Genomic DNA, 19,444 nt, shown 5'->3' on the forward strand with positions numbered 1-19,444 from the left:
CCGGCGCGCCGGCAGTGGCTCGCCAGCCAATGGCGCCAGCAGCTTGCGGACAACGCCGCGATTCGCCTGTATCACGCCGGCGCCTTCGAGCCTCGCGAGCACGCCTGTGTCGATGAGCCACTGTTGCGGTTCTGCACGGCGCAGTGGCAGCCTTTGGCGCGGGCGATGGCCGAGGTCATGGCGCGTAGCGAGGGGTTTTTTGCGACCGATTTTTTCCTCTACTGGCGCGCCCGCGAGCTGGCGGCGGCCGCTCGGTTACAGCTGGATCTGAGCGATAGCGCGCCCTACAGCGCGCGGCAGGTGCGCATTCCGGCCGAGCAGACCGGTGAGTGAGTCACCTTCGCCGTTGGAGGCTGCGCTGCTGGGTTGCCTCTCCTCGCCCATAGTGCGCGATGACTTGGCGCAGCGCCTCGGTCATTAACCGTTCAGCGTGCTCGCGCAGATGCTTATCGGCCCGGGCGCCGATGCGTAAATGCGATATCGCCACGCGGCAACGGGTGTGCGCCGCTCAGTCGCGGAAGAACTCCCCCGGCGTGGCGCCAAACTGCTGGCGAAAGGCGGCGATAAAGGCCGAGGTCGATTCGTAGCCGCAGGCCAGCGCCACGTCGGTGACGCGCTGGCCGCGCTCCAGCGGGCTCAGGGCGCCGAGCAGGCGCAGGCGTTGGCGCCAGGCGCGGAAGGTCAGGCCGGTGTCGCGCAGGAAGCGGCGGCTTAGGGTTTTCTCCGAGGCGCCCAGCTGGGTACTCCAGTCGCCGAGGCTGCGTTTGTCTTCGGGGTGCGCCTGCAACTGGCGGCACAGCTGCTGCAAGCGCGGGTCGCTGGGCAACGGCAGGGACAGGCGGACTTCCGGCGCGGCGCGCAACTGGTCGAGCAACACCTGCGCCAGGCGCCCGTCGGCGCCCGCCTCGTCGTATTCCACCGGTCCGGCGCAGAAGCGCTCGATCAGCTCGCGGGTCAGCCGGTCGATCTCCAGCACTCGGCAATGCGCCGGCGCCCAGGCGGTGGCGGCCCGCTCCAGGTACAGGCTGCGCATTTCCGTGTGCGGCGAGCTGATCACCTCGTGTTCCAGGCCCGCCGGCACCCAGATCGCCCGTTGCGGCGGGGCGACGAAACTGCCGGCGGCGGTGTGCACATGCAGCACGCCCTGGGTGGCGTAGGACAACTGCACCCAGGGATGGCTGTGGCGCGGCGTGCCGACTTGCTGCGTCAGGGATTCGGTGCGCGCATACAGCGCGCGCGGCAACTGACGCAGCGCGGGGATCGTGCGTTCGGGCAGCGAAGTTTGTCCGTTTGGCGACATTATCTGGCTTGGTCACGTTAGTCGGTAATAAGTGACCACGGTAGAGTGGCGGCATCCTCAATGGCAATAGCCTTGCCCCTGCTTCGGACGACACTGCCATGGCCCGCTCCCGCCTGCTGCCCGACAACTTCACCCTGACCCTGATCGGCGTGGTCGCCCTCGCCACCCTGCTGCCGGCCAGTGGCCAGGCCGCCGTGGCCGTTGGCTGGATCACCAACCTGGGTATCGCCCTGCTGTTTTTCCTGCACGGCGCCAAGCTCTCGCGCGCAGCGATCATCGCCGGTGCCAGCCACTGGCGCCTGCACCTGCTGGTGTTCGCCTGCACCTTTATCCTCTTTCCCCTGCTCGGCCTGGCGCTCAAGCCGCTGCTGGCACCGCTGATCGGCGTCGAGCTGTACCTGGGCATGCTCTACCTCTGCGCGCTGCCGGCCACGGTGCAATCGGCCATCGCCTTCACCTCACTGGCGCGGGGCAATATCCCGGCGGCGATCTGCAGCGCGGCGGCCTCCAGCCTGTTTGGCATCTTCCTCACGCCATTGCTGGTGACCCTGCTGCTGGGCGTGCAGGGCGATAGCGGCTCGACCCTGGACGCCATCGGCAAGATCACCCTGCAACTGCTGGTGCCGTTTATCGCCGGGCAGATTGCGCGGCGCTGGATCGGCGCCTGGGTCGGGCGCAACAAGGACTGGCTGAAGTTCGTCGACCAGGGCTCGATCCTGCTGGTGGTCTACAGCGCGTTCGGCGCGGCGGTGGTCGACGGCCTCTGGCAGCAGGTGTCGCTGCCGGTGTTGGGCGGCCTGCTGCTGGCCTGCTGCGTGCTGCTGGCGCTGGCTTTGCTGCTCACCTACTTGCTCGGTAAATGGCTGGGCTTCAGCCAGGAAGACCGCATCACCATTCTCTTCTGCGGCTCGAAGAAGAGCCTGGCCACTGGCGTGCCGATGGCTCAGGTGCTGTTCGCCGGCGGCCCCATCGGCTTGCTGATCCTGCCGCTGATGCTGTTCCATCAGATTCAACTGATGGTCTGCGCGGTGCTCGCCCAGCGCTACGCCCAGCGTCCAGAAGAGGCCGCGGTCGCGGCGCCGCTCGGCGAGCCATAGGCGCGACGACAGGTACTTGGTGGCGGAGTAGGATAACTGTATATTTATACAGTATTTAGCGGGAGCCAAGCCATGTCCGTTTCCCTGCCGCCGCGTGGTCGCGGCACCGCCAGCAACCCGTTCAACCGCTATGCGCCGACCCAGATCATCGCCAGCGACGACGGTTGGTTCCAGGAAGTACCGCCAAGCCGCGCCACCGAAGTGCGTGCGGAAACCGCGAAATCCATCATCACCCGCAACCAGTCGCCGGACCTGCCGTTCGACCGCTCGATCAACCCCTACCGGGGCTGCGAGCATGGTTGCATCTACTGCTACGCACGGCCTAGCCACGCCTATTGGGATCTGTCGCCGGGTATTGATTTCGAGACCCGGCTGATCGCCAAGACCAACGCCGCAGCGCTGCTCGAACAACAGTTATCCATGCGCGGTTATGTCTGCGCACCCATCGCCCTGGGGAGCAACACCGACCCCTATCAACCGATCGAGCGTGAACAGCGGCTGACCCGACAGATCCTCGAGGTGCTGTTGCGTTACCGCCATCCGCTGACCATCGTGACCAAGGGTTCGCTGATCCTGCGCGACCTCGATTTGCTCAGCGAGTTGGCGCGCCAGCGGCTGGTGGCGGTGATGATCAGCCTGACCACCCTCGATGATGAGCTCAAGCGCATCCTCGAACCCCGCGCCGCAGCGCCGGCCGCACGTCTGCGTGCCATTCGCGTGCTGCGTGGCCAGGGCATTCCGGTCGGGGTGTTGTGTGCGCCGATGATCCCGATGATCAACGACATGGAACTCGAACGCCTGCTCGAGCAGGCCAAGCGTGCTGGCGCGCAGAGTGCCGGCTATATGTTCGTGCGCCTGCCCCGCGAGGTGGCGCCACTGTTCGAGGAGTGGTTGCACGCGCACTACCCGCAACGCGCCGAGCATGTGCTCAGCCTGATCCGCCAGAGCCGGGGTGGTGAGCTGTATGACAGCCGCTTCGGTCATCGTTTCACTGGCCAAGGGGTTTTTGCCGGGCTGCTGGCGCAGCGGTTCGCCGTGGCGATAAAACGCCTCGGGTTGAACCGTCGTGCGGGCTTCGACCTAGATGGCTCGAAATTTTGTCCGCCCGGCGGTCAACTCGCCCTGCTTTGACATGCCCGGCCACGAAATGCCAGAACCGCAGGTTGTCGCTTCTTTCGCCTGAGGCGACACTGAGTGTGTGACTCGCCACCCGCAGAAGCTGTCGCTTAACAGCGCCATTTCAGGTCTACAGAGGTCAAGGGTATGCCTTACAAACATCAGGTCATTCCACTCAAGGCCCACGAGGGCAGTGAAACCGCCGAACAGGCGCTGAAGCGTATCGTCGACGGCTTCAAGCACTTCCGTAACGAGGTCTTTCCGCAGCAGGAAGAGCTGTTCAAGAAGCTCGCCACCGCGCAGAACCCCCGCGCCATGTTCATCACTTGCGCCGATTCGCGCGTGGTGCCCGAGTTGATCACCCAGAGCTCCCCGGGCGATCTGTTCGTCAACCGCAACGTCGGTAACGTGGTCCCGCCCTACGGGCAGATGATGGGCGGCGTGTCGACCGCCATCGAGTACGCGGTCATGGCGCTGGATGTGCAGCACATCGTCATCTGCGGCCATTCCGATTGCGGCGCGATGAAGGCGGTACTCAATCCGCAGTCGCTGGAAACCATGCCGACGGTCAAGGCTTGGCTGCGCCATGCCGAAGTAGCGCGCACCGTGGTCGCGGAAAACTGCACCTGCAGCACCGACCAGGAAACCCTCGAGGTGCTCACCGAGGAGAACGTCGTCGCCCAGCTCGACCACCTGCGCACCCACCCCTCAGTGGCCTCGCGCCTGGCCAGCGGCCAGCTGTTCATCCATGGTTGGGTCTATGACATCGAAACCAGCCAGATCAAGGCTTATGACGCCGAGCTTGGCAGCTTCCTGCCACTCGATGGCGAGAAGGTGCCAATGGCCACGCCGCGCGCTCGTTACCCACAGGGCTGAAGCGCCCGCGGCGCGGCCTCAACTGGCTACGCGCGCCTGATCCAGCTCCAGCTCGACGCCTAATTGACGCGACAGGCAGGGCCAACGCTGCCAGGCGGCTTCGGTCTGTGGGTCGCTCAGGCGTTCGCGGTAGGCGCGCACCGAGTCCTGGCTGAAGCTGGCCTCGTCGAGCATGCCGTCCACCGCATGGTGCACGGCTTCATCCAACTGGTTGGCAAAGGGTTCGCCGATCAGTTGGTGGGCGATCAGATTGGCCACCGTGGTGTCCAGCGGGATCAACGGCTGCCCCAGGTGAGCGATGTAACGGTCGTTGACCTCCTCGACCAGGCGATGCGCCAGGTAAGCCTCGTCGAGCAGGCCGTCGAGGCCTTCGTGCCCGGCCATCAGCGCCGGTGGTTGCAGAAAAAACTGTTCGGCAACCTTCAGCACCGGCTTGATTTGCGCCTCGATGCCGGCTTCACGCGCGACCTGATTGGCCGCTTCCAAGACCTCCGGCACCTGTTCGATATAGGCCGCGACAAAGCGCGTGAGGACACCCAGGGTGTCGGTGTTCGGCAAGCGGATCGACGGGTGCAGGCGGCCGAGCTGGGCTTGCAGTTGACGGCCGAGATGACCGCTATTGGCTTCGTGTTGGTGGGCGCGCTGGATCAGCTCGCGCAAGGCGGGGGTGTTCATGACTGCTCCTGATGTGAGGACATGGGCGTGAACCATAGCTGGCAGAACGCGACTGCTAAGACGCGATTGTCATAATTTTTTAATGCTTATGCGAGCGCGCTATATGGCGGCGTTGCCAATTTTTCCCGTCCGCCGCGAGCGTGGCGTTTAGGACAAGCCTTGCGCGGCTTCGGTCATTTGCGTTTTGGCGTTGCCAGGTGGAAGTCGCCGTCTATACTCGATTTCGAAAGGCAGTACCTGATGGAACCGGACGGGCTTCGGCACGGAGAGGTTTCGAAGTAGTCGCCAGCAGTTATGGCAGTCGATCCCTTTGCCGCAGGCAACGCCGGCGGGATAACAAGAACGATAAGGGGAACCCGCAATGACGCGACATCCACGAGTTTGGATGGGCATCCTGCTGTGGTTGGTATTCAGCACGGCGCACGCCAGCTGGACCATCAACATGGCGCCCGGTGCTACCGAGGTCAGCCGCTCAGTGTTTGACTTACACATGACCATCTTCTGGATCTGTGTCGTGATCGGCGTGGTGGTGTTTGGCGCCATGTTCTGGTCGATGCTGGTCCACCGTCGCTCCACCGGGCAGCAGCCCGCGCACTTTCACGAAAGCACCACGGTGGAGATTCTCTGGACCGTGGTGCCATTGGTGATTCTGGTGCTGATGGCCATTCCGGCCACCAAGACCCTGATCGAGATCTACGACAGTTCGGAATCCGAGCTGGATATTCAGGTCACCGGCTACCAATGGAAATGGCACTACAAATACCTGGGCCAGGACGTTGAGTTCTTCAGCAACCTGACCACGCCGAAAGCGCAGATCAATAACCAGGCCGCAAAAGGCGAGCACTACCTGCTGGAGGTCGACGAGCCGCTGGTGGTGCCGGTCGGCACCAAGGTGCGCTTCCTGATTACCGCCGCCGACGTGATCCACTCCTGGTGGGTGCCGGCGCTGGCAGTGAAGAAGGACGCCATCCCCGGCTTTATCAACGAATCCTGGACGCGTATCGACGAGCCGGGGATTTTTCGTGGCCAGTGCACCGAGTTGTGCGGCAAGGACCACGGCTTCATGCCGGTAGTGGTCGAAGCCAAGTCGAAGGAAGACTTTGCCGTGTGGCTGGCCGAACGTAAGGCCGCCGCCGCTGCCGAGAAGGAGTTGACCAGTAAGGAGTGGACCATGGACGAGCTGATGGTCCGCGGCGAGAAGGCTTACAACACGGCCTGCGCGGCCTGTCACCAGGCCAACGGCGAAGGCCTGCCGCCGATGTTTCCGGCTCTGAAAGGCTCGGCCATCGCCACGGGGGCGGCCGAAGGTCACATCGACATTGTGGTCAACGGCAAGCCGGGCACCTCCATGGCCGCCTTCGGCAAGCAACTCTCGGAAGTCGATATCGCCGCGATCATCACCTACGAACGCAATGCCTGGGGCAATGCGGTAGGCGACATGGTCACGCCGAAAGACATCCTCGCGTTCAAAAAGGCTCAGGAGTAAGGACATGAGTGCAGTGATTGACCACGGTCATACTGACCACCACCATGGCCCGGCCAAAGGCCTGATGCGCTGGGTGTTGACCACCAACCACAAAGACATCGGCACCATGTACCTGTGGTTCAGCTTCGCCATGTTCCTGCTGGGCGGCAGCATGGCCATGGTGATTCGCGCCGAACTGTTCCAGCCCGGTCTGCAGATTGTGCAGCCGGAATTCTTCAACCAGATGACCACCATGCATGGTCTGATCATGGTCTTCGGCGCGGTGATGCCGGCCTTCGTCGGCCTGGCCAACTGGATGATCCCGCTGATGGTCGGGGCGCCGGACATGGCCCTGCCGCGGATGAACAACTTCAGCTTCTGGCTGCTGCCCGCTGCGTTCGGCATGTTGATCAGCACGCTGTTTATGGAAGGCGGCGGGCCGAACTTCGGTTGGACCTTCTATGCACCGCTGTCGACCACCTACGCGCCGGAAAGCGTGACGTTCTTCATCTTCGCCGTGCACCTGATGGGCATCAGTTCGATCATGGGGGCGATCAACGTGGTCGCCACCATCCTCAACCTGCGCGCCCCCGGCATGACCCTGATGAAGATGCCGTTGTTCGTCTGGACCTGGCTGATCACCGCCTTCCTGCTGATCGCGGTGATGCCGGTACTGGCCGGTTGCGTGACCATGATGCTGATGGACATTCATTTCGGCACCAGCTTCTTCAGTGCGGCCGGCGGCGGTGATCCGGTGCTGTTCCAGCACGTGTTCTGGTTCTTCGGTCACCCCGAGGTGTACATCATGATCCTGCCGGCGTTCGGTGCGGTCAGTGCGATCATCCCGGCCTTCGCCCGTAAGCCGCTGTTTGGCTACACCTCGATGGTCTACGCCACGGCCTCGATCGCTTTCCTGTCGTTCATCGTCTGGGCGCACCACATGTTTACCGTGGGCATTCCGCTGACCGGCCAGCTGTTCTTCATGTACGCCACCATGCTGATCGCCGTGCCGACCGGGGTGAAGGTGTTCAACTGGGCCAGCACCATGTGGCAGGGCTCGATGACCTTCGAGACGCCGATGCTGTTCTCGGTGGCTTTCGTCATCCTGTTCACCATCGGCGGCTTCTCCGGGTTGATGCTGGCCATCGCCCCGGCGGACTTCCAGTACCACGACACCTACTTCGTGGTGGCGCACTTCCACTACGTGCTGGTGCCGGGTGCGATCTTCGGCATCTTCGCCTCGGCCTACTACTGGCTGCCGAAGTGGACCGGGCACATGTATGACGAGACCCTCGGCAAGCTGCATTTCTGGATGAGCTTCGTCGGCATGAACTTGGCGTTCTTCCCGATGCACTTCGTCGGCCTGGCCGGTATGCCGCGACGGATTCCCGACTACAACATGATGTTCGCCAACTTCAACATGGTCTCCAGCGTCGGCGCCTTTATGTTCGGTGCGACCCAGTTGCTGTTCCTGTTTATCGTCATCAAGTGCATCCGTGGCGGCAAGCCGGCAGCGGCCAAGCCATGGGACGGTGCCGAAGGGTTGGAGTGGACCGTGCCGTCGCCGGCGCCTTACCACACCTTCAGCACGCCGCCGGAAGTGAAATAAGGAACCGACCGATGAGCGAAGCCCTGTCCACCCGTCGTCTGGTCACCCGCCTGTTACTGGTGGTGGTCGGCATGTTTGGCTTTGGTTTCGCCCTGGTGCCGATCTACGACGTGATGTGTCAGGCCTTTGGTATCAACGGCAAAACGGCCGGCGCTTATGAGGCCGGGCTGCAAACGAGCGATGAATCGCGTCAGGTGCGCGTGCAGTTTCTGGCGACCAATGCGGCCGACATGGTCTGGGAGTTTCGCGCCGAGGCCGATGAGCTGGTAGTGCATCCTGGGGCCAGTACGCAAATGCTGTTTGTGGCCTACAACCCCACGGACAAACCGATGACCGCCCAGGCAATCCCCAGTGTGGCACCGTCCAAGGCTGCGGCGTTTTTCCACAAGACCGAGTGCTTCTGCTTTACCCAGCAGGTGCTGCAACCGGGCGAACGCATCGAGATGCCGGTGCGCTTCATCGTCGACCGCGCCCTGCCGGCGGACGTGAAGCACCTGACCCTGGCTTACACCCTGTTCGATATCACTGCGAGTAAACCGCCGGTTGCCCAGGCGGGCCAATAAGGAGAACAAAGATGGCGTCTCACGAGCAGTATTACGTTCCCGCACAGAGCAAGTGGCCGATCATTGCCACCCTCGGCATGTTGCTATCGGTTTATGGCGTCGGCACCTGGTTCAACGATATCAAGGCGGATCGGCCCGATTCCAATGGCCCGCTGATCTTCTTCGTTGGCGGCCTGTTCCTCGCCTACATGCTGTTCGGCTGGTTCGGCAATGTGATCAAGGAAAGCCGCTCCGGCATGTACAGCCCGCAGATGGATCGCTCATTCCGCTGGGGCATGAGCTGGTTCATCTTCTCCGAGGTGATGTTCTTCGCCGCGTTTTTCGGTGTGCTGTTCTACGTGCGCACCTGGGCCGGGCCATGGCTTGGCGGCGAAGGTGACAAGGGTGTGAGCAACATGTTGTGGCCGGGTTTCGAGTACACCTGGCCGCTGCTCAATAGCCCGGACCCAAAACTCTACCCGGCGCCCAGCGGGATCATCAGCGCCTGGGGTTTGCCGCTGATCAACACCATCCTGCTGGTGAGCTCTAGCTTCACCCTGACCTTCGCCCACCATGCGCTGCGCAAGAACCACCGCAAGCCACTGAAGATCTGGCTAGCCCTGACGGTGTTGCTGGGTATCGCGTTTCTGGTTTTGCAGGTCGAAGAATATATCCACGCTTACACCGAGCTGGGGCTGACCCTGGGTTCCGGTATCTACGGCGCGACCTTCTTTATGCTCACCGGTTTCCACGGTGCCCACGTAACCCTGGGGGCGATAATGCTCACGGTGATGCTGGTCCGCGTCCTGCGCGGACACTTCGATGCCGATCAGCACTTCGGTTTCGAAGCGGCGGCCTGGTACTGGCACTTTGTCGATGTGGTGTGGATCGGTTTGTTCGTCTTCGTTTACGTGCTCTGAACCGGCGTTACCAGGTGACGTGAGGCACCAGTTGGCCCGAATAGAAACCCCAGGCGATTAGCCCGACAGTCAGGGCCGTGAGGGTGACACGAACGGTAAGTGCATTGACCACCCGCGAGGTGCGGCCCTCGTCCTTGACCAGGAAGAACAGGCCGCTGAACAAGCTGACCAGGGTGGCCAGTAGTAAGAGGACGATCGCGGCCTTGAGCATGCGTGACTCCGGGGGTAGGGGAATGTGGTGCATATGCAGTATAGCCAGCTTCGTAGGGGCTTTTGGGGGGCACCAATGAGCACCTTTCGCCCTGGCGTGTTGCCCAGCTTAGTGGTGCTGGCCTTGTTTCCGCTGCTGATCGGCCTGGGTTGCTGGCAGCTGGCGCGCGCCGAGGAAAAGCGCGAGTTGCTCGCCGCTCATGAGGCCCAGCGCCTGGCGGCTCCGATTAGCCTGAGCGACTTGGAGCGTCATGCCGACCCGGCTTATGTGCGTGTGCGCTTGCATGGCTATTTCGATGCCGCCCACAGCGTCTTGCTGGATAACCGCATCCGCGCTGGCCAGGCGGGTGTGGAAGTGCTGCAACCGTTCTACGACCAGGCCAGTGGCCTCTGGCTGTTGCTCAATCGCGGTTGGCTGCCTTGGCCGGATCGCCGCATCCCCATCACGTTCACCACCCCCGATACGCCGCTCGGCCTCACGGCGTCGGTGTATGTGCCGCTGGGCGAGGCCTTTCAATTGCAGCAGGTCGCTGCGACAAGCGCTTGGCCGCGGCTGATTACCGAGGTCAAGCCGGACGCGCTGTGGCAGCAGTTGGGGCGTGGCGGTTTGAGCTATGAGGTGCGCCTGGAGCCTGGTCCTGCGTCCTTTCAGAGCGACTGGCCAGTGGTCGCCATGAGCCCTGACAAACACCTCGGCTACGCCGTGCAATGGTTTGCCCTGGCGGCGGCGTTGCTCGGTTTGTTTATTTATTTAGGTCTATCTAACGCGCGGGAGACTCGCCATGAACCCAGCCATCGCCCTGCCTGAAGCATCGCCCAGCCGTCGGCGGCGTGGGCGCTTGCAGTTGATCCTGATCCTGGCCGTGGTTATCGGCCCGATGTTGCTGGCCAGCGCCATGTACCAGTGGCGTTTCTGGGTGCCGGAAACCCGCAGCTACCACGGCGAGCTGCTCGGCAATGGACAAACCCGTGCCGACCTGGGCGTCAGTGGCGCCGAGGAAGTTCGCTGGCAGTTGCTGGTCACCACCCCGGGGGCCTGCGATGCGGACTGCCAACAACTGGTGTTTCTTGCCCGGCAAATCCATATCGGCCTCAACCGCGATGTGGCGCGCGCCGGGCATGCCCTGGCCAGTGCGCAACCGTTGGCGGCTGACTACGACGCTCAGTTGCGCCGCGAGTATCCGCAACTGGGGCGCTATGCGCTGGAGCCTCAGGCCTATGGCAAGACCGCGGGCCAGGTCGAGGGTGCGCAACTGTGGATCGTCGACCCGCACGGCAATCTGGTGCTGCGTTACGACAGCTCCAGCAAAGGCAAGGCGATTCTCAATGACCTACGCTACTTGCTGAAGATTTCGCAGATTGGCTGACCCCACTGTTGTACGCATGGGGCCGCCATCCTGTGACGTAACAAGGAGATCCACGATGGTCAAACCTGGTTACCGCTTCGCCTTGTTCGCCACCCTGTTGGCCGTGGTGGTGGTCTTGCTCGGTGCTTACACGCGCTTGACCCACGCCGGCCTGGGCTGCCCGGATTGGCCGGGTTGCTACGGCTTTATCGGCGTGCCGATGAGCGAGCACAAACAGGCTCTGGCCGAGACACGTTTTCCCGAGGCGCCAGTGGAGGTGGCCAAGGGCTGGTATGAAATGGTTCACCGCTACTTTGCCGGCGCCCTCGGCCTGGTGATTCTCGGCCTGGCGGTGCAGGCGCTGCGGCGCCGTGGCGAGGCGCAGCAGCCGCTAAAACTGCCGCTGTTTTTGCTCGGCCTGGTGACCCTGCAAGCGGCGTTCGGCATGTGGACGGTGACCCTCAAACTCTGGCCGCAGGTGGTCACCGCGCATCTGCTCGGTGGTTTTGCCACGCTCAGCCTGTTGTTTCTGTTGACCCTGCGCTTGTCCGCACGCTTTCCACCCCTCGCCATACCGCGTCGCCTACGTGCCCTGGCGGCTGGCGCGCTGTTGTTGGTGATCGGGCAGATCGCCCTCGGTGGCTGGGTCAGCAGCAACTACGCGGCCGTGGCCTGCGTCGACCTGCCGACCTGCCACGGCGAGTGGTGGCCGGCGATGGATTTTGCCAACGGCTTCCATCTGACCCAGCACATCGGCCCCAACTACCTCGGCGGCCAACTCGACAGCGATGCACGCACCGCCATCCACATGACCCATCGTCTCGGCGCTCTGGCGGTCACCCTGGCGCTGCTGCTATTGGCCTGGCAACTGCGCCGCAGCGGTTTAGCGCGCCTGGCCACGTTGCTGCTGATGGCCTTGGGCGTACAAATCGGCCTGGGTATCAGCAACGTGGTGTTTCACCTGCCGCTGCCGGTGGCCGTGGCGCACAACGCCGGTGGCGCGCTGCTGCTGCTGGTCGTGGTACTGATCAACTACCGCTTGCGCTCACCTGGGCACGTGGCGTTGGCCGCGAGCGCCGGCGTGGCAAGTGCATCGCGGCCCATACCGCTCTCACAAGACTCGGGCAGCTTCGAACTGCCCCGCGCATAACCACAAGGAGAGACCCCATGGCGACTCTACTGCGGACCCATCAGGAGCACGCCACCTGGCGCGACTACCTGGAGCTGACCAAGCCACGGGTGGTGGTGCTGATGCTGATCACCTCGCTGGTCGGCATGTTCCTCGCCACCCGCGCCGGCGTGGCCTGGCAGGTACTGATCTTCGGCAACCTGGGCATCGGCCTGTGCGCCGGGGCGGCGGCGGCGGTCAACCATGTGGTCGACCGGCGCATCGATTCGATCATGGCGCGCACCCACAAACGCCCGGTCACTGCTGGGCGCCTGTCACCGACCGCGGCGTTGGGCTTCGCGCTGCTGCTGGCGGTGGCCGGCATGGCGCTGTTGTTGACCTTCACCAACGAGCTGGCCGCCTGGCTGACCCTGGCCTCCTTGCTCGGTTATGCGGTGCTCTACACCGGCTTTCTCAAGCGCGCCACGCCGCAGAATATCGTCATCGGTGGCCTCGCCGGGGCGGCGCCGCCGCTGCTCGGCTGGGTCGCGGTCACCGGGCATATCAGCGCCGAACCGCTGCTGCTGGTGCTGATCATCTTCGCCTGGACGCCACCGCACTTCTGGGCCCTGGCCATCCACCGCAAGGAGGAATACGCCAAGGCCGACATCCCGATGCTGCCGGTGACCCACGGCGAGCACTACACCAAGGTGCATATCCTGCTGTACACCTGCGTGATGTTCGCCGTGACCCTCCTGCCTTACGCGATCCACATGAGCGGCCTGCTCTACTTGGTCTGTGCCATTGGCCTCGGCGCGCGCTTTCTGCACTGGGCCTGGGTGTTGTACCGTGACAGCCAGCCACACGCGGCGATCAATACCTTCAAGTACAGTATCTGGTACTTGTTCCTGCTGTTTATCGCCCTGTTGGTCGACCACTACCTGCTGCTCAACCTGTAAATCGTTGGTGTCATGACCCGTACCCAGATCACCGTTTTCGTCCTCGTTGCCATCGTCGCCCTGGTGCTGGGCCTTACCGTCAACAAGGTGCTGACCAGCAAGGGCCAGGGCGATCCGACCCAGTTGCTCGACGCTGGCATCGTGCTGCTGCCGCAAAGCCGTGCGCTGCCGGAGCTGAGTCTGGTCGACCAGGACGGCCAGGCGGTCGCCGTCGACCAACTCAAGGACAAATGGAGCCTGCTGTTCTTCGGTTACACCTTCTGCCCGGACATCTGTCCGGCGACCCTTGCCCAACTGCGCCAGCTGCGTGGCCAGTTGCCGGAGGAGACCTGGAGCAACCTGCGCGTGGTGCTGGTCAGCGTCGATCCGCACCGCGACACCCCGGAGCAACTGAAGAAGTACCTGAACTACTTCGATGCCGGCTTCCTCGGCTTGACCGGTGAAGAGGCCACCCTGCAGAAGTTTGCCAATGCCGTGAGCATCCCCTACATCCCGGCCGACACCAGCCAGGAAAACTACACCGTCGACCACAGCGGCAACCTGGTGATCATCGGCCCGGACGGCACCCAGCGCGGCTTTATCCGCGCGCCGCTGAACAACGAGAAGCTCGCCGCGCAGTTGCCGGGGTTGATCAACACGGCAAATTGATGTGCTGGGTTGTCAGCCATCCTAGGGTCTTATTGGATGGCGCGGCCCGCGCAGGGGACAACCCAGCCGTTAGCTATTTGGCGAACAGCTGGCCAATATCCTTGAACGCCTTGAACTCCAGGGCATTGCCGCAAGGGTCGAGCAGGAACAGGGTGGCCTGCTCGCCGACCTGACCCTGAAAGCGGATATACGGTTCGATGACGAACCGTGTGCCCTTGGCCTGCAGCCGCGCCGCCAGCTTTTCCCAGTCTTCCCAGCCCAGCACCACGCCGAAATGCGGCACCGGCACGTCATGCCCGTCTACCGGGTTGCTGTGCGCCTCGACCTGCGAGGATGTTTTCGGGCTGTAGTGAATCACCAGTTGGTGACCGAAGAAGTCGAAGTCTACCCAGTGCTCGCTGCTGCGGCCTTCGGCGCAGCCGAACACCTCCCCGTAAAAGTGCCGGGACTCAGCAAGGTCATAGACCGGAATAGCCAGATGAAAGGGCGCGAGTGCCATGGTGAATTCCTTGGTGGTGATGTCCGGTTGATTCTAGTAACAACGATACTGATTAAAAGCGAATATCCTTGCTCATAAGCACAAGCAAAATTAATCAATAGAGGCGTCCATGCTGCGTGAGCTGAAGACCTTGGTGATGATTGCCCGGCATGGCACCTTTGCGGCGGCGGGGCAGCATATTGGCCTGACCCAGTCGGCGGTCAGCGCGCAGATGCGCGTGCTGGAGCACGGCCTCGGCGTGCGCCTGTTTGACCGCAGCGGTCGCGCCGCGGTGCTGAATGCCGCCGGGCGGCATGCCCTGCCCCTGGCGGAGCAGATGCTCGCGCTGTACGCACAGATGGCCCTGCCAACCTCGGCTGCCGAGTGGCAGGGCGAGCTGAAGATTGGTGCCATCGCCACGTTGCAGACCGGCCTGCTGCCGGAGACGCTGCCGCGTTTTCGCGCCGCGGCACCGCGGGTCGAGCTGAAGCTGGTGCCCGGCGTGTCCTTGAATTTGCTGAGCCAGGTGGATGCCGGCGAGTTGGACCTGGCGCTGTTGATCAAACCGCCGTTCGAGCTGCCCAAAGAGCTGCTGCAGATTGCTCTGGCGCGTGAACCTTTCGTGCTGATCGCGCCGCTGGATGTCGAGGGCGACGAGCCGCTGCGCCTGCTCGCCGAACAGCCGTTCGTGCGCTATGACCGCAGCTCGTTCGGTGGGCGGCGGGTCAGCCAGTTTCTCCGCGAGCAGCGCCTGGCGGTGCGTGAGGCGCTGGAGTTGGACGAACTGGAAGCCATCGTGCGCATGGTCGAGTGCGGCCTCGGCGTGTCGTTGATCCCGCGCGCCGGGTTGTGGCTGCAACGGCCGACGCACGTGCGGATCATCGAACTCGGCGAGCTGACCTTTTGCCGTGAACTGGTCGCGGTGCTGCGCCGCGCCCAGCGCCAGCCGGCGCTGGAGTGCCTGCTCGACTGCCTGCGCGAGACGGCCCGCGATGCGTGTCGATAGGCCGCCCCAGCGGCTGACGACGCTCTCGTCGCCAGCCAGCCGGCGTGCAGAAAAAAGACTATGTCCCCGTTATGTGTTGAAACGTGCAGCCGGCTACGCGATGCCTGGAGCGCGGTAATGCGTAGGGTGGGTTAGGCGCATGACCACGGACTAGCGGCTGCTGCATAGTCAGTTGCGCCGTAACCCACCAAAGGGGATAGGCCGATTAGCGCTGGGTGGGTTACGTGGCGCAGCCATTGCGCAGTTGCTTTGCCAGCCCGCCTCAGCGCCACTAACCCACCCTACCGAATCTGCGTACACACAGTTAACGGGTACATAGCCAGAAAAAAGCCCGCGCGCGGCGGGCTTTCTCGGCGGAACGGGTGTGGCTTAGAACGCCGGCACCACGGCACCCTGGTATTTCTCCAGGATGAAGGCTTTGACTTCAGCGCTGTTCAGCGCCTTGGCCAGTTTCTGCATGGCCACGCTGTCCTGATTGTCCGCGCGGGCGACCAGGATGTTGACGTAGGGCGAGTCGCTGCCTTCGATGATCAGGGCGTCCTTGGTCGGGTTGAGCTTGGCTTCCAGCGCGTAGTTGGTGTTGATCAGCGCCAGGTCGACCTGGGTCAGCACGCGCGGCAGGGTCGCCGCTTCCAGCTCACGCACCTTGATCGACTTGGGGTTCTCGGCGATGTCTTTCGGCGTGGCGAGGATGTTGCTCGCATCTTTCAGCTTGATCAGCCCAGCCTTTTCCAGCAGCAGCAGGGCGCGGCCGCCGTTGGTGGCGTCGTTGGGGATCACCACGTTGGCGCCTTGCGGCAGTTCGGCCAGGCTTTTGACGGTGCTGGAGTAAGCGCCGAAGGGTTCGACGTGCACGCCGGCCACGCTGACCAGCGTGGTGCCGCGGCTCTTGTTGAACTCATCCAGGTACGGCTGGTGCTGGAAGAAGTTGGCGTCCAGGCGCTTCTCGGCCACCTGCACGTTGGGCTGCACGTAGTCGGTGAAGACTTTGACGTTCAGTTCGACGCCGTCTTTGGCCAGGGCCGGTTTGACGAATTCGAGGATTTCCGCATGCGGCACCGCGGTGGCGGCGACGGTCAGGGGTTGCGCCTGGGCAGAAAAGGCGGCAACGGCGGCGATGGCAGCGAGCAGTTTTTTCATCGTTGAAACTCCTTGTGGGATGGCGCAGGGTCCGGCGGGTAGCCGGTCGCCTGCTGGTTACTTTCTGGAGAAATGCACCACCAGCTTGTCGCCGACGGTTTGCAGAATTTGTACGAGCACCAACAGCAGCACCACGGTGACCACCATCACGTCGGGTTGATAACGCTGGTAACCGTAGCGCACCGCCAGGTCGCCGAGGCCGCCGCCGCCGATCAGGCCGCTCATGGCGGTGTAGGAGACCAGGGTGATGGCGGTGACGGTGACCGCCGCGACGATGCCCGGCAGCGCTTCCGGCAGCAGCGCGTTGACCACGATCTGTCGGGTGGTCGCGCCCATCGCCTGGGTTGCCTCGATGATGCCGCGGTCCACTTCACGCAGCGCGGTTTCCACCAGGCGGGCGAAGAACGGCGTGGCCCCAACCACCAGCGGCGGGATGGCGCCGGCCACCCCCAGCGAGGTGCCGGTGACGATGACGGTGAAGGGAATCATCACAATCAACAGGATCACGAACGGCACCGAGCGCAGGATGTTCACCAGCAGCGAGATGACGCCGTACAGCGCCTTCTGTTCGAACATCTGCCGTGGTCCGGTGAGGAACAGCAGCACGCCGAGCGGCAGGCCGAGCACGATGGTGAACAGCAGCGAACCGCCGAGCATGCTCAGGGTGTCCAGGCTGGCGTAGCCGATCTCGGTCCAGTCGACGTTGGGCAATAAACGGGTCAGTAGGGCGTCCATCAGCGCAGCACCTCCAGGTGCACGTCGGCGGCTTTGAGGCGCGCCAGCGCGGCATCCAGGTCGCCGCCGGTCAGGGCCAGGGTCAACTGGCCGTAGGGGGTGTCCTTGATACGGTCGATGCGTCCGGCGAGGATGCTGTAATCCACTCCGGTCTCGCGTGCCACGGTGCCGAGCAGCGGCGCATAGGTGGCCTCGCCCTGGAAGGTCAGGCGCAGGATGCGGCCCTGAACATGGGCGAAGTCGTCGTGTTGTTCGTGCTCGTCGACGTGCTCGGCTTCCTGGACGAAGCGCTTGGTGGTCGGGTGCTGCGGGTGCAGGAATACCTCGGCCACCGAGCCCAGTTCGACAATCGCACCGGCGTCCATCACCGCAACGCGGTCACAGACCCGGCGGATCACGTCCATTTCATGGGTGATCAGCACGATGGTCAGGTTCAGCTCGCGGTTGATCTCGGCCAGCAGCTGCAAGACCGAGGCGGTGGTCTGCGGGTCGAGGGCGCTGGTGGCTTCGTCGCAGAGCAGGATCTTCGGTTCGGTGGACAGGGCGCGGGCGATACCGACGCGCTGCTTCTGCCCGCCGGACAGTTGCGCCGGGTATTTGCTGGCATGCTCGCTGAGGCCGACCCGCGCCAGCAGCGCGGCGACGCGCTCATCGATCTGGCGGCGCGACAATTCGCCAGCCAGTTTCAGCGGCAGGGCGACGTTGTCGGCGACGGTCTTCGAGGACAGCAGGTTGAAGTGCTGAAAAATCATCCCGACCTGCTGGCGGAAACGCCGCAGGCCATCGGCGTCGAGGGCGGTGGCGTCCACGCCGTCGACCTGGATGCGTCCACCCGAGGGCTCTTCCAGACGGTTGATCAGGCGCAGCAGGGTGCTCTTGCCGGCACCGGAATGCCCGATGATGCCAAACACCTCGCCACGGGCGATGTACAGGTCGGTCGCTTGCAAGGCCGGAATGGCTTGGCCACTGACGCGGTACGCCTTGTGGACCTGATGGAATTCGATCACGCGTTAAACCTTTTGGGTTTGTCGGGTTGCCGGGTAGGCATAAAAGGTCGGCTAGTCTACCCGTGGCTGTTTAGGCCGCAAAAATCTTTGTAGACCTATGGTTATAGCTAAAACGCGTAAGGCGAACCTGTTCGCGCCGCGACTTGTCCACCGCGGGCAGCCGCGCCTTGCACCGGGTGGACAAGGCTACGCCATGTCCACCCTACGTGAACCCGCCTGTGTGGGGCTCAGTCCTGCGGTTGCGGGCTCAGCACCAGCTGCGGGACCTGACCGGGCTTGATCACCTGGCTCAGCCGCGGGCTGAAATTCGGGTCGAGGCGTTTGATCCGCGCCGTGAGCAACGCCGCCACCCAGGGATAATCCTTGGCCTGACGCACGTCGATGCGCACAGCGCAGCGGAATGCCACGACGTCTTCGGCGACGCGGTCGAGCAGGCTGCGCAGGCGTTCGTTGTCCTGGTTGTCGAGCATCGGCAGCGGCACCACGCTGCTGGCCGCGGCGGGATCGATCAGCTTGGCTTGCGGCGCGGCCGGTCGCTCGGGCGCCGCGGCGTTTGGCTGTTGTCTGGCCTCGCTGGCGGCCGCCTGGCGCTCGGCGGCTTGGCGTACTTGGCGCGCCTGTGCCTGGCGGGCGGCTTCGGCGCTGGCGGCTGCCTGCCGCGCCTGTTCGGCGGCGTTCACTTCATCCTCGCGGGCTTGGTTGATGGCGCCATCCAGGCCAGTGGTCAGCGCCGGTGCCTGCGGCATCAAGCGGCGCGCATGGCCGAGGGCCTTGGCGGCGCTGTCGAGATCGCCGGTTTGCAGGGCTTGTTGCCCTTGCTGCAGGTACGCCTCGGCCAGTTGTCGCTGGTATTGCTCCAGGCGGGTATCGCCGGTCGCGCGTTGTTGCAGGCTGCCGAGCTGGCTTTCCGCCGCGCTCAGTTGGCCGCTGGCCAGGCTTTGCTCCAGCTGGCGGAACGCGCTGACCAGGTCGTCAGTGGGCAGATTGGCCACCTGCGGTGCGCTCTGGCAAGCGGCTAACAGCAGCGAAATCGCGACGATAGATAGACAACGTGAGGCGAACGACATCATTGCTACGAGTCTCGTGTTGTGCAAAAAACGCGCAAGTCTACACTGCGCTCGCCGGCCGAACCAATATTTCAGCCCGTGCGCCGTGGCAGGCTCACCGTGGGGTCCATGCTCCGTACTGCCAGGCACTGCCCCCTTGG

At 63.6% G+C, this 19,444-nt stretch carries 22 protein-coding genes; 14 read left to right on the forward strand and 8 right to left on the reverse strand.

All coding sequences use genetic code 11. The annotated features are described in order from the left end of the window. Nucleotides 1-333, forward strand: a 333-nt coding sequence (locus B3M58_RS19295; RefSeq protein WP_296221555.1) for a DUF3658 domain-containing protein, incomplete at its 5' end; no start/stop codon positions are given. 175 nt (nucleotides 334-508) lie between these two features. On the opposite strand, the gene B3M58_RS19300 is transcribed toward B3M58_RS19295, so the two are convergent. Further along, the gene (locus B3M58_RS19300) at nucleotides 509-1,300 is read right to left on the reverse strand and encodes an AraC family transcriptional regulator (protein WP_296221557.1); all 792 of its coding nucleotides are present in this window, start codon (nucleotides 1,298-1,300) and stop codon (nucleotides 509-511) included. A gap of 98 nt (nucleotides 1,301-1,398) precedes the next feature. Here B3M58_RS19300 and B3M58_RS19305 point away from each other — a divergent pair, with 98 nt between their 5' ends. The 3 genes from B3M58_RS19305 to B3M58_RS19315 all read left to right on the forward strand — a co-directional run bounded on the left by B3M58_RS19305 (nucleotide 1,399) and on the right by B3M58_RS19315 (nucleotide 4,389). Then, nucleotides 1,399-2,397 carry a bile acid:sodium symporter family protein gene (locus tag B3M58_RS19305; protein WP_296221559.1) on the forward strand — a complete coding sequence of 333 codons (999 nt, stop codon included), beginning with the start codon at nucleotides 1,399-1,401 and terminating at the stop codon, nucleotides 2,395-2,397. Between the two features lie 72 nt (nucleotides 2,398-2,469). After that, nucleotides 2,470-3,528, forward strand: a complete 1,059-nt coding sequence (locus tag B3M58_RS19310) for a PA0069 family radical SAM protein (protein WP_296221561.1) — start codon at nucleotides 2,470-2,472, stop codon at nucleotides 3,526-3,528. Between the two features lie 132 nt (nucleotides 3,529-3,660). Beyond that, on the forward strand, nucleotides 3,661-4,389 hold the full coding sequence (locus tag B3M58_RS19315; protein ID WP_296221563.1) for a carbonic anhydrase: 729 nt from the start codon (nucleotides 3,661-3,663) through the stop codon (nucleotides 4,387-4,389). 18 nt (nucleotides 4,390-4,407) lie between these two features. Here B3M58_RS19315 and B3M58_RS19320 read toward each other — a convergent pair whose 3' ends face one another. Next, nucleotides 4,408-5,064, reverse strand: a complete 657-nt coding sequence (locus B3M58_RS19320) for a hypothetical protein (RefSeq protein WP_296221565.1) — start codon at nucleotides 5,062-5,064, stop codon at nucleotides 4,408-4,410. 361 nt (nucleotides 5,065-5,425) lie between these two features. On the opposite strand from B3M58_RS19320, the gene coxB reads away from it, so the two are divergent. The 4 genes from coxB to B3M58_RS19340 are packed head-to-tail and all read left to right on the forward strand — an operon-like array spanning nucleotide 5,426 to nucleotide 9,600. After that, nucleotides 5,426-6,550 carry a cytochrome c oxidase subunit II gene (coxB, locus tag B3M58_RS19325; RefSeq protein ID WP_296221567.1) on the forward strand — a complete coding sequence of 375 codons (1,125 nt, stop codon included), beginning with the start codon at nucleotides 5,426-5,428 and terminating at the stop codon, nucleotides 6,548-6,550. Nucleotides 6,551-6,554: 4 nt separating this feature from the next. After that, complete coding sequence (ctaD, locus tag B3M58_RS19330) at nucleotides 6,555-8,138, forward strand: cytochrome c oxidase subunit I (protein WP_296221569.1); 1,584 nt, start codon at nucleotides 6,555-6,557, stop codon at nucleotides 8,136-8,138. Between the two features lie 11 nt (nucleotides 8,139-8,149). Further along, on the forward strand, nucleotides 8,150-8,701 hold the full coding sequence (locus B3M58_RS19335; protein ID WP_296221570.1) for a cytochrome c oxidase assembly protein: 552 nt from the start codon (nucleotides 8,150-8,152) through the stop codon (nucleotides 8,699-8,701). A gap of 11 nt (nucleotides 8,702-8,712) precedes the next feature. Further along, on the forward strand, nucleotides 8,713-9,600 hold the full coding sequence (locus B3M58_RS19340) for a cytochrome c oxidase subunit 3 (protein ID WP_296221572.1): 888 nt from the start codon (nucleotides 8,713-8,715) through the stop codon (nucleotides 9,598-9,600). A 7-nt stretch (nucleotides 9,601-9,607) separates the two neighbouring features. Here the strand turns inward: B3M58_RS19340 and B3M58_RS19345 are convergent, their stop codons facing one another. Then, nucleotides 9,608-9,811, reverse strand: coding sequence for a twin transmembrane helix small protein (locus B3M58_RS19345; protein ID WP_296221574.1), 204 nt, complete (start codon nucleotides 9,809-9,811; stop codon nucleotides 9,608-9,610). Nucleotides 9,812-9,886: 75 nt separating this feature from the next. On the opposite strand from B3M58_RS19345, the gene B3M58_RS19350 reads away from it, so the two are divergent. Genes B3M58_RS19350 through B3M58_RS19370 form a run of 5 tightly spaced genes read left to right on the forward strand, consistent with a single transcriptional unit; the run spans nucleotide 9,887 to nucleotide 13,871 of the window. Further along, the gene (locus B3M58_RS19350; protein WP_296221576.1) at nucleotides 9,887-10,618 is read left to right on the forward strand and encodes an SURF1 family protein; all 732 of its coding nucleotides are present in this window, start codon (nucleotides 9,887-9,889) and stop codon (nucleotides 10,616-10,618) included. Beyond that, a complete protein-coding gene (locus tag B3M58_RS19355; protein WP_296221578.1) occupies nucleotides 10,593-11,177 on the forward strand; it encodes a hypothetical protein in 585 nt (194 codons plus the stop codon). Before B3M58_RS19350 ends, B3M58_RS19355 begins: the two co-directional genes overlap by 26 nt. 55 nt (nucleotides 11,178-11,232) lie before the next feature. Then, nucleotides 11,233-12,306 (forward strand): COX15/CtaA family protein, encoded by a 1,074-nt coding sequence (locus B3M58_RS19360; RefSeq protein WP_296221580.1) that lies wholly within the window; start codon nucleotides 11,233-11,235, stop codon nucleotides 12,304-12,306. Nucleotides 12,307-12,323: 17 nt separating this feature from the next. Then, complete coding sequence (gene cyoE, locus B3M58_RS19365; protein ID WP_296221581.1) at nucleotides 12,324-13,223, forward strand: heme o synthase; 900 nt, start codon at nucleotides 12,324-12,326, stop codon at nucleotides 13,221-13,223. Between the two features lie 12 nt (nucleotides 13,224-13,235). Continuing rightward, a complete protein-coding gene (locus B3M58_RS19370) occupies nucleotides 13,236-13,871 on the forward strand; it encodes an SCO family protein (protein ID WP_296221582.1) in 636 nt (211 codons plus the stop codon). A gap of 73 nt (nucleotides 13,872-13,944) precedes the next feature. On the opposite strand, the gene B3M58_RS19375 is transcribed toward B3M58_RS19370, so the two are convergent. After that, entirely contained in the window at nucleotides 13,945-14,370 is a 426-nt protein-coding gene (locus B3M58_RS19375; protein WP_296221584.1) for a VOC family protein, read from the reverse strand. 109 nt (nucleotides 14,371-14,479) lie between these two features. On the opposite strand from B3M58_RS19375, the gene B3M58_RS19380 reads away from it, so the two are divergent. After that, the gene (locus B3M58_RS19380; protein WP_296221586.1) at nucleotides 14,480-15,355 is read left to right on the forward strand and encodes a LysR substrate-binding domain-containing protein; all 876 of its coding nucleotides are present in this window, start codon (nucleotides 14,480-14,482) and stop codon (nucleotides 15,353-15,355) included. 369 nt (nucleotides 15,356-15,724) lie between these two features. Here B3M58_RS19380 and B3M58_RS19385 read toward each other — a convergent pair whose 3' ends face one another. From B3M58_RS19385 to B3M58_RS19400, 4 genes are all read right to left on the reverse strand, one after another. Then, on the reverse strand, nucleotides 15,725-16,495 hold the full coding sequence (locus B3M58_RS19385; RefSeq protein WP_296221588.1) for a MetQ/NlpA family ABC transporter substrate-binding protein: 771 nt from the start codon (nucleotides 16,493-16,495) through the stop codon (nucleotides 15,725-15,727). Between the two features lie 57 nt (nucleotides 16,496-16,552). Then, nucleotides 16,553-17,230 (reverse strand): methionine ABC transporter permease, encoded by a 678-nt coding sequence (locus B3M58_RS19390; protein ID WP_296221590.1) that lies wholly within the window; start codon nucleotides 17,228-17,230, stop codon nucleotides 16,553-16,555. Beyond that, nucleotides 17,230-18,237 (reverse strand): methionine ABC transporter ATP-binding protein, encoded by a 1,008-nt coding sequence (locus B3M58_RS19395; RefSeq protein ID WP_296221591.1) that lies wholly within the window; start codon nucleotides 18,235-18,237, stop codon nucleotides 17,230-17,232. Before B3M58_RS19395 ends, B3M58_RS19390 begins: the two co-directional genes overlap by 1 nt. Nucleotides 18,238-18,464: 227 nt before the next feature. Continuing rightward, complete coding sequence (locus tag B3M58_RS19400; protein ID WP_296221593.1) at nucleotides 18,465-19,307, reverse strand: PA5502 family lipoprotein; 843 nt, start codon at nucleotides 19,305-19,307, stop codon at nucleotides 18,465-18,467. Nucleotides 19,308-19,444: the final 137 nt, after the last annotated feature.

Source organism: Pseudomonas sp. UBA2684, assembly GCA_002354655.1.
Classification (GTDB): Bacteria; Pseudomonadota; Gammaproteobacteria; order Pseudomonadales; family Pseudomonadaceae; genus Aquipseudomonas.

Excerpts from the sequence above, each read along its gene's own strand:
- B3M58_RS19335 (WP_296221570.1), top strand. The coding sequence starts at position 8,150 with ATGAGCGAAGCCCTGTCCACCCGTCGTCTGGTCACCCGCCTGTTACTG.
- B3M58_RS19360 (WP_296221580.1), top strand. The coding sequence starts at position 11,233 with ATGGTCAAACCTGGTTACCGCTTCGCCTTGTTCGCCACCCTGTTGGCC.
- B3M58_RS19310 (WP_296221561.1), top strand. The coding sequence starts at position 2,470 with ATGTCCGTTTCCCTGCCGCCGCGTGGTCGCGGCACCGCCAGCAACCCG.
- B3M58_RS19350 (WP_296221576.1), top strand. The coding sequence starts at position 9,887 with ATGAGCACCTTTCGCCCTGGCGTGTTGCCCAGCTTAGTGGTGCTGGCC.
- B3M58_RS19380 (WP_296221586.1), top strand. The coding sequence starts at position 14,480 with ATGCTGCGTGAGCTGAAGACCTTGGTGATGATTGCCCGGCATGGCACC.
- B3M58_RS19320 (WP_296221565.1), bottom strand. The coding sequence starts at position 5,064 with ATGAACACCCCCGCCTTGCGCGAGCTGATCCAGCGCGCCCACCAACAC.
- cyoE (WP_296221581.1), top strand. The coding sequence starts at position 12,324 with ATGGCGACTCTACTGCGGACCCATCAGGAGCACGCCACCTGGCGCGAC.
- B3M58_RS19300 (WP_296221557.1), bottom strand. The coding sequence starts at position 1,300 with ATGTCGCCAAACGGACAAACTTCGCTGCCCGAACGCACGATCCCCGCG.
- B3M58_RS19305 (WP_296221559.1), top strand. The coding sequence starts at position 1,399 with ATGGCCCGCTCCCGCCTGCTGCCCGACAACTTCACCCTGACCCTGATC.
- B3M58_RS19400 (WP_296221593.1), bottom strand. The coding sequence starts at position 19,307 with ATGATGTCGTTCGCCTCACGTTGTCTATCTATCGTCGCGATTTCGCTG.
- ctaD (WP_296221569.1), top strand. The coding sequence starts at position 6,555 with ATGAGTGCAGTGATTGACCACGGTCATACTGACCACCACCATGGCCCG.
- B3M58_RS19370 (WP_296221582.1), top strand. The coding sequence starts at position 13,236 with ATGACCCGTACCCAGATCACCGTTTTCGTCCTCGTTGCCATCGTCGCC.
- B3M58_RS19315 (WP_296221563.1), top strand. The coding sequence starts at position 3,661 with ATGCCTTACAAACATCAGGTCATTCCACTCAAGGCCCACGAGGGCAGT.
- B3M58_RS19375 (WP_296221584.1), bottom strand. The coding sequence starts at position 14,370 with ATGGCACTCGCGCCCTTTCATCTGGCTATTCCGGTCTATGACCTTGCT.
- B3M58_RS19390 (WP_296221590.1), bottom strand. The coding sequence starts at position 17,230 with ATGGACGCCCTACTGACCCGTTTATTGCCCAACGTCGACTGGACCGAG.
- coxB (WP_296221567.1), top strand. The coding sequence starts at position 5,426 with ATGACGCGACATCCACGAGTTTGGATGGGCATCCTGCTGTGGTTGGTA.
- B3M58_RS19345 (WP_296221574.1), bottom strand. The coding sequence starts at position 9,811 with ATGCTCAAGGCCGCGATCGTCCTCTTACTACTGGCCACCCTGGTCAGC.
- B3M58_RS19385 (WP_296221588.1), bottom strand. The coding sequence starts at position 16,495 with ATGAAAAAACTGCTCGCTGCCATCGCCGCCGTTGCCGCCTTTTCTGCC.
- B3M58_RS19355 (WP_296221578.1), top strand. The coding sequence starts at position 10,593 with ATGAACCCAGCCATCGCCCTGCCTGAAGCATCGCCCAGCCGTCGGCGG.
- B3M58_RS19340 (WP_296221572.1), top strand. The coding sequence starts at position 8,713 with ATGGCGTCTCACGAGCAGTATTACGTTCCCGCACAGAGCAAGTGGCCG.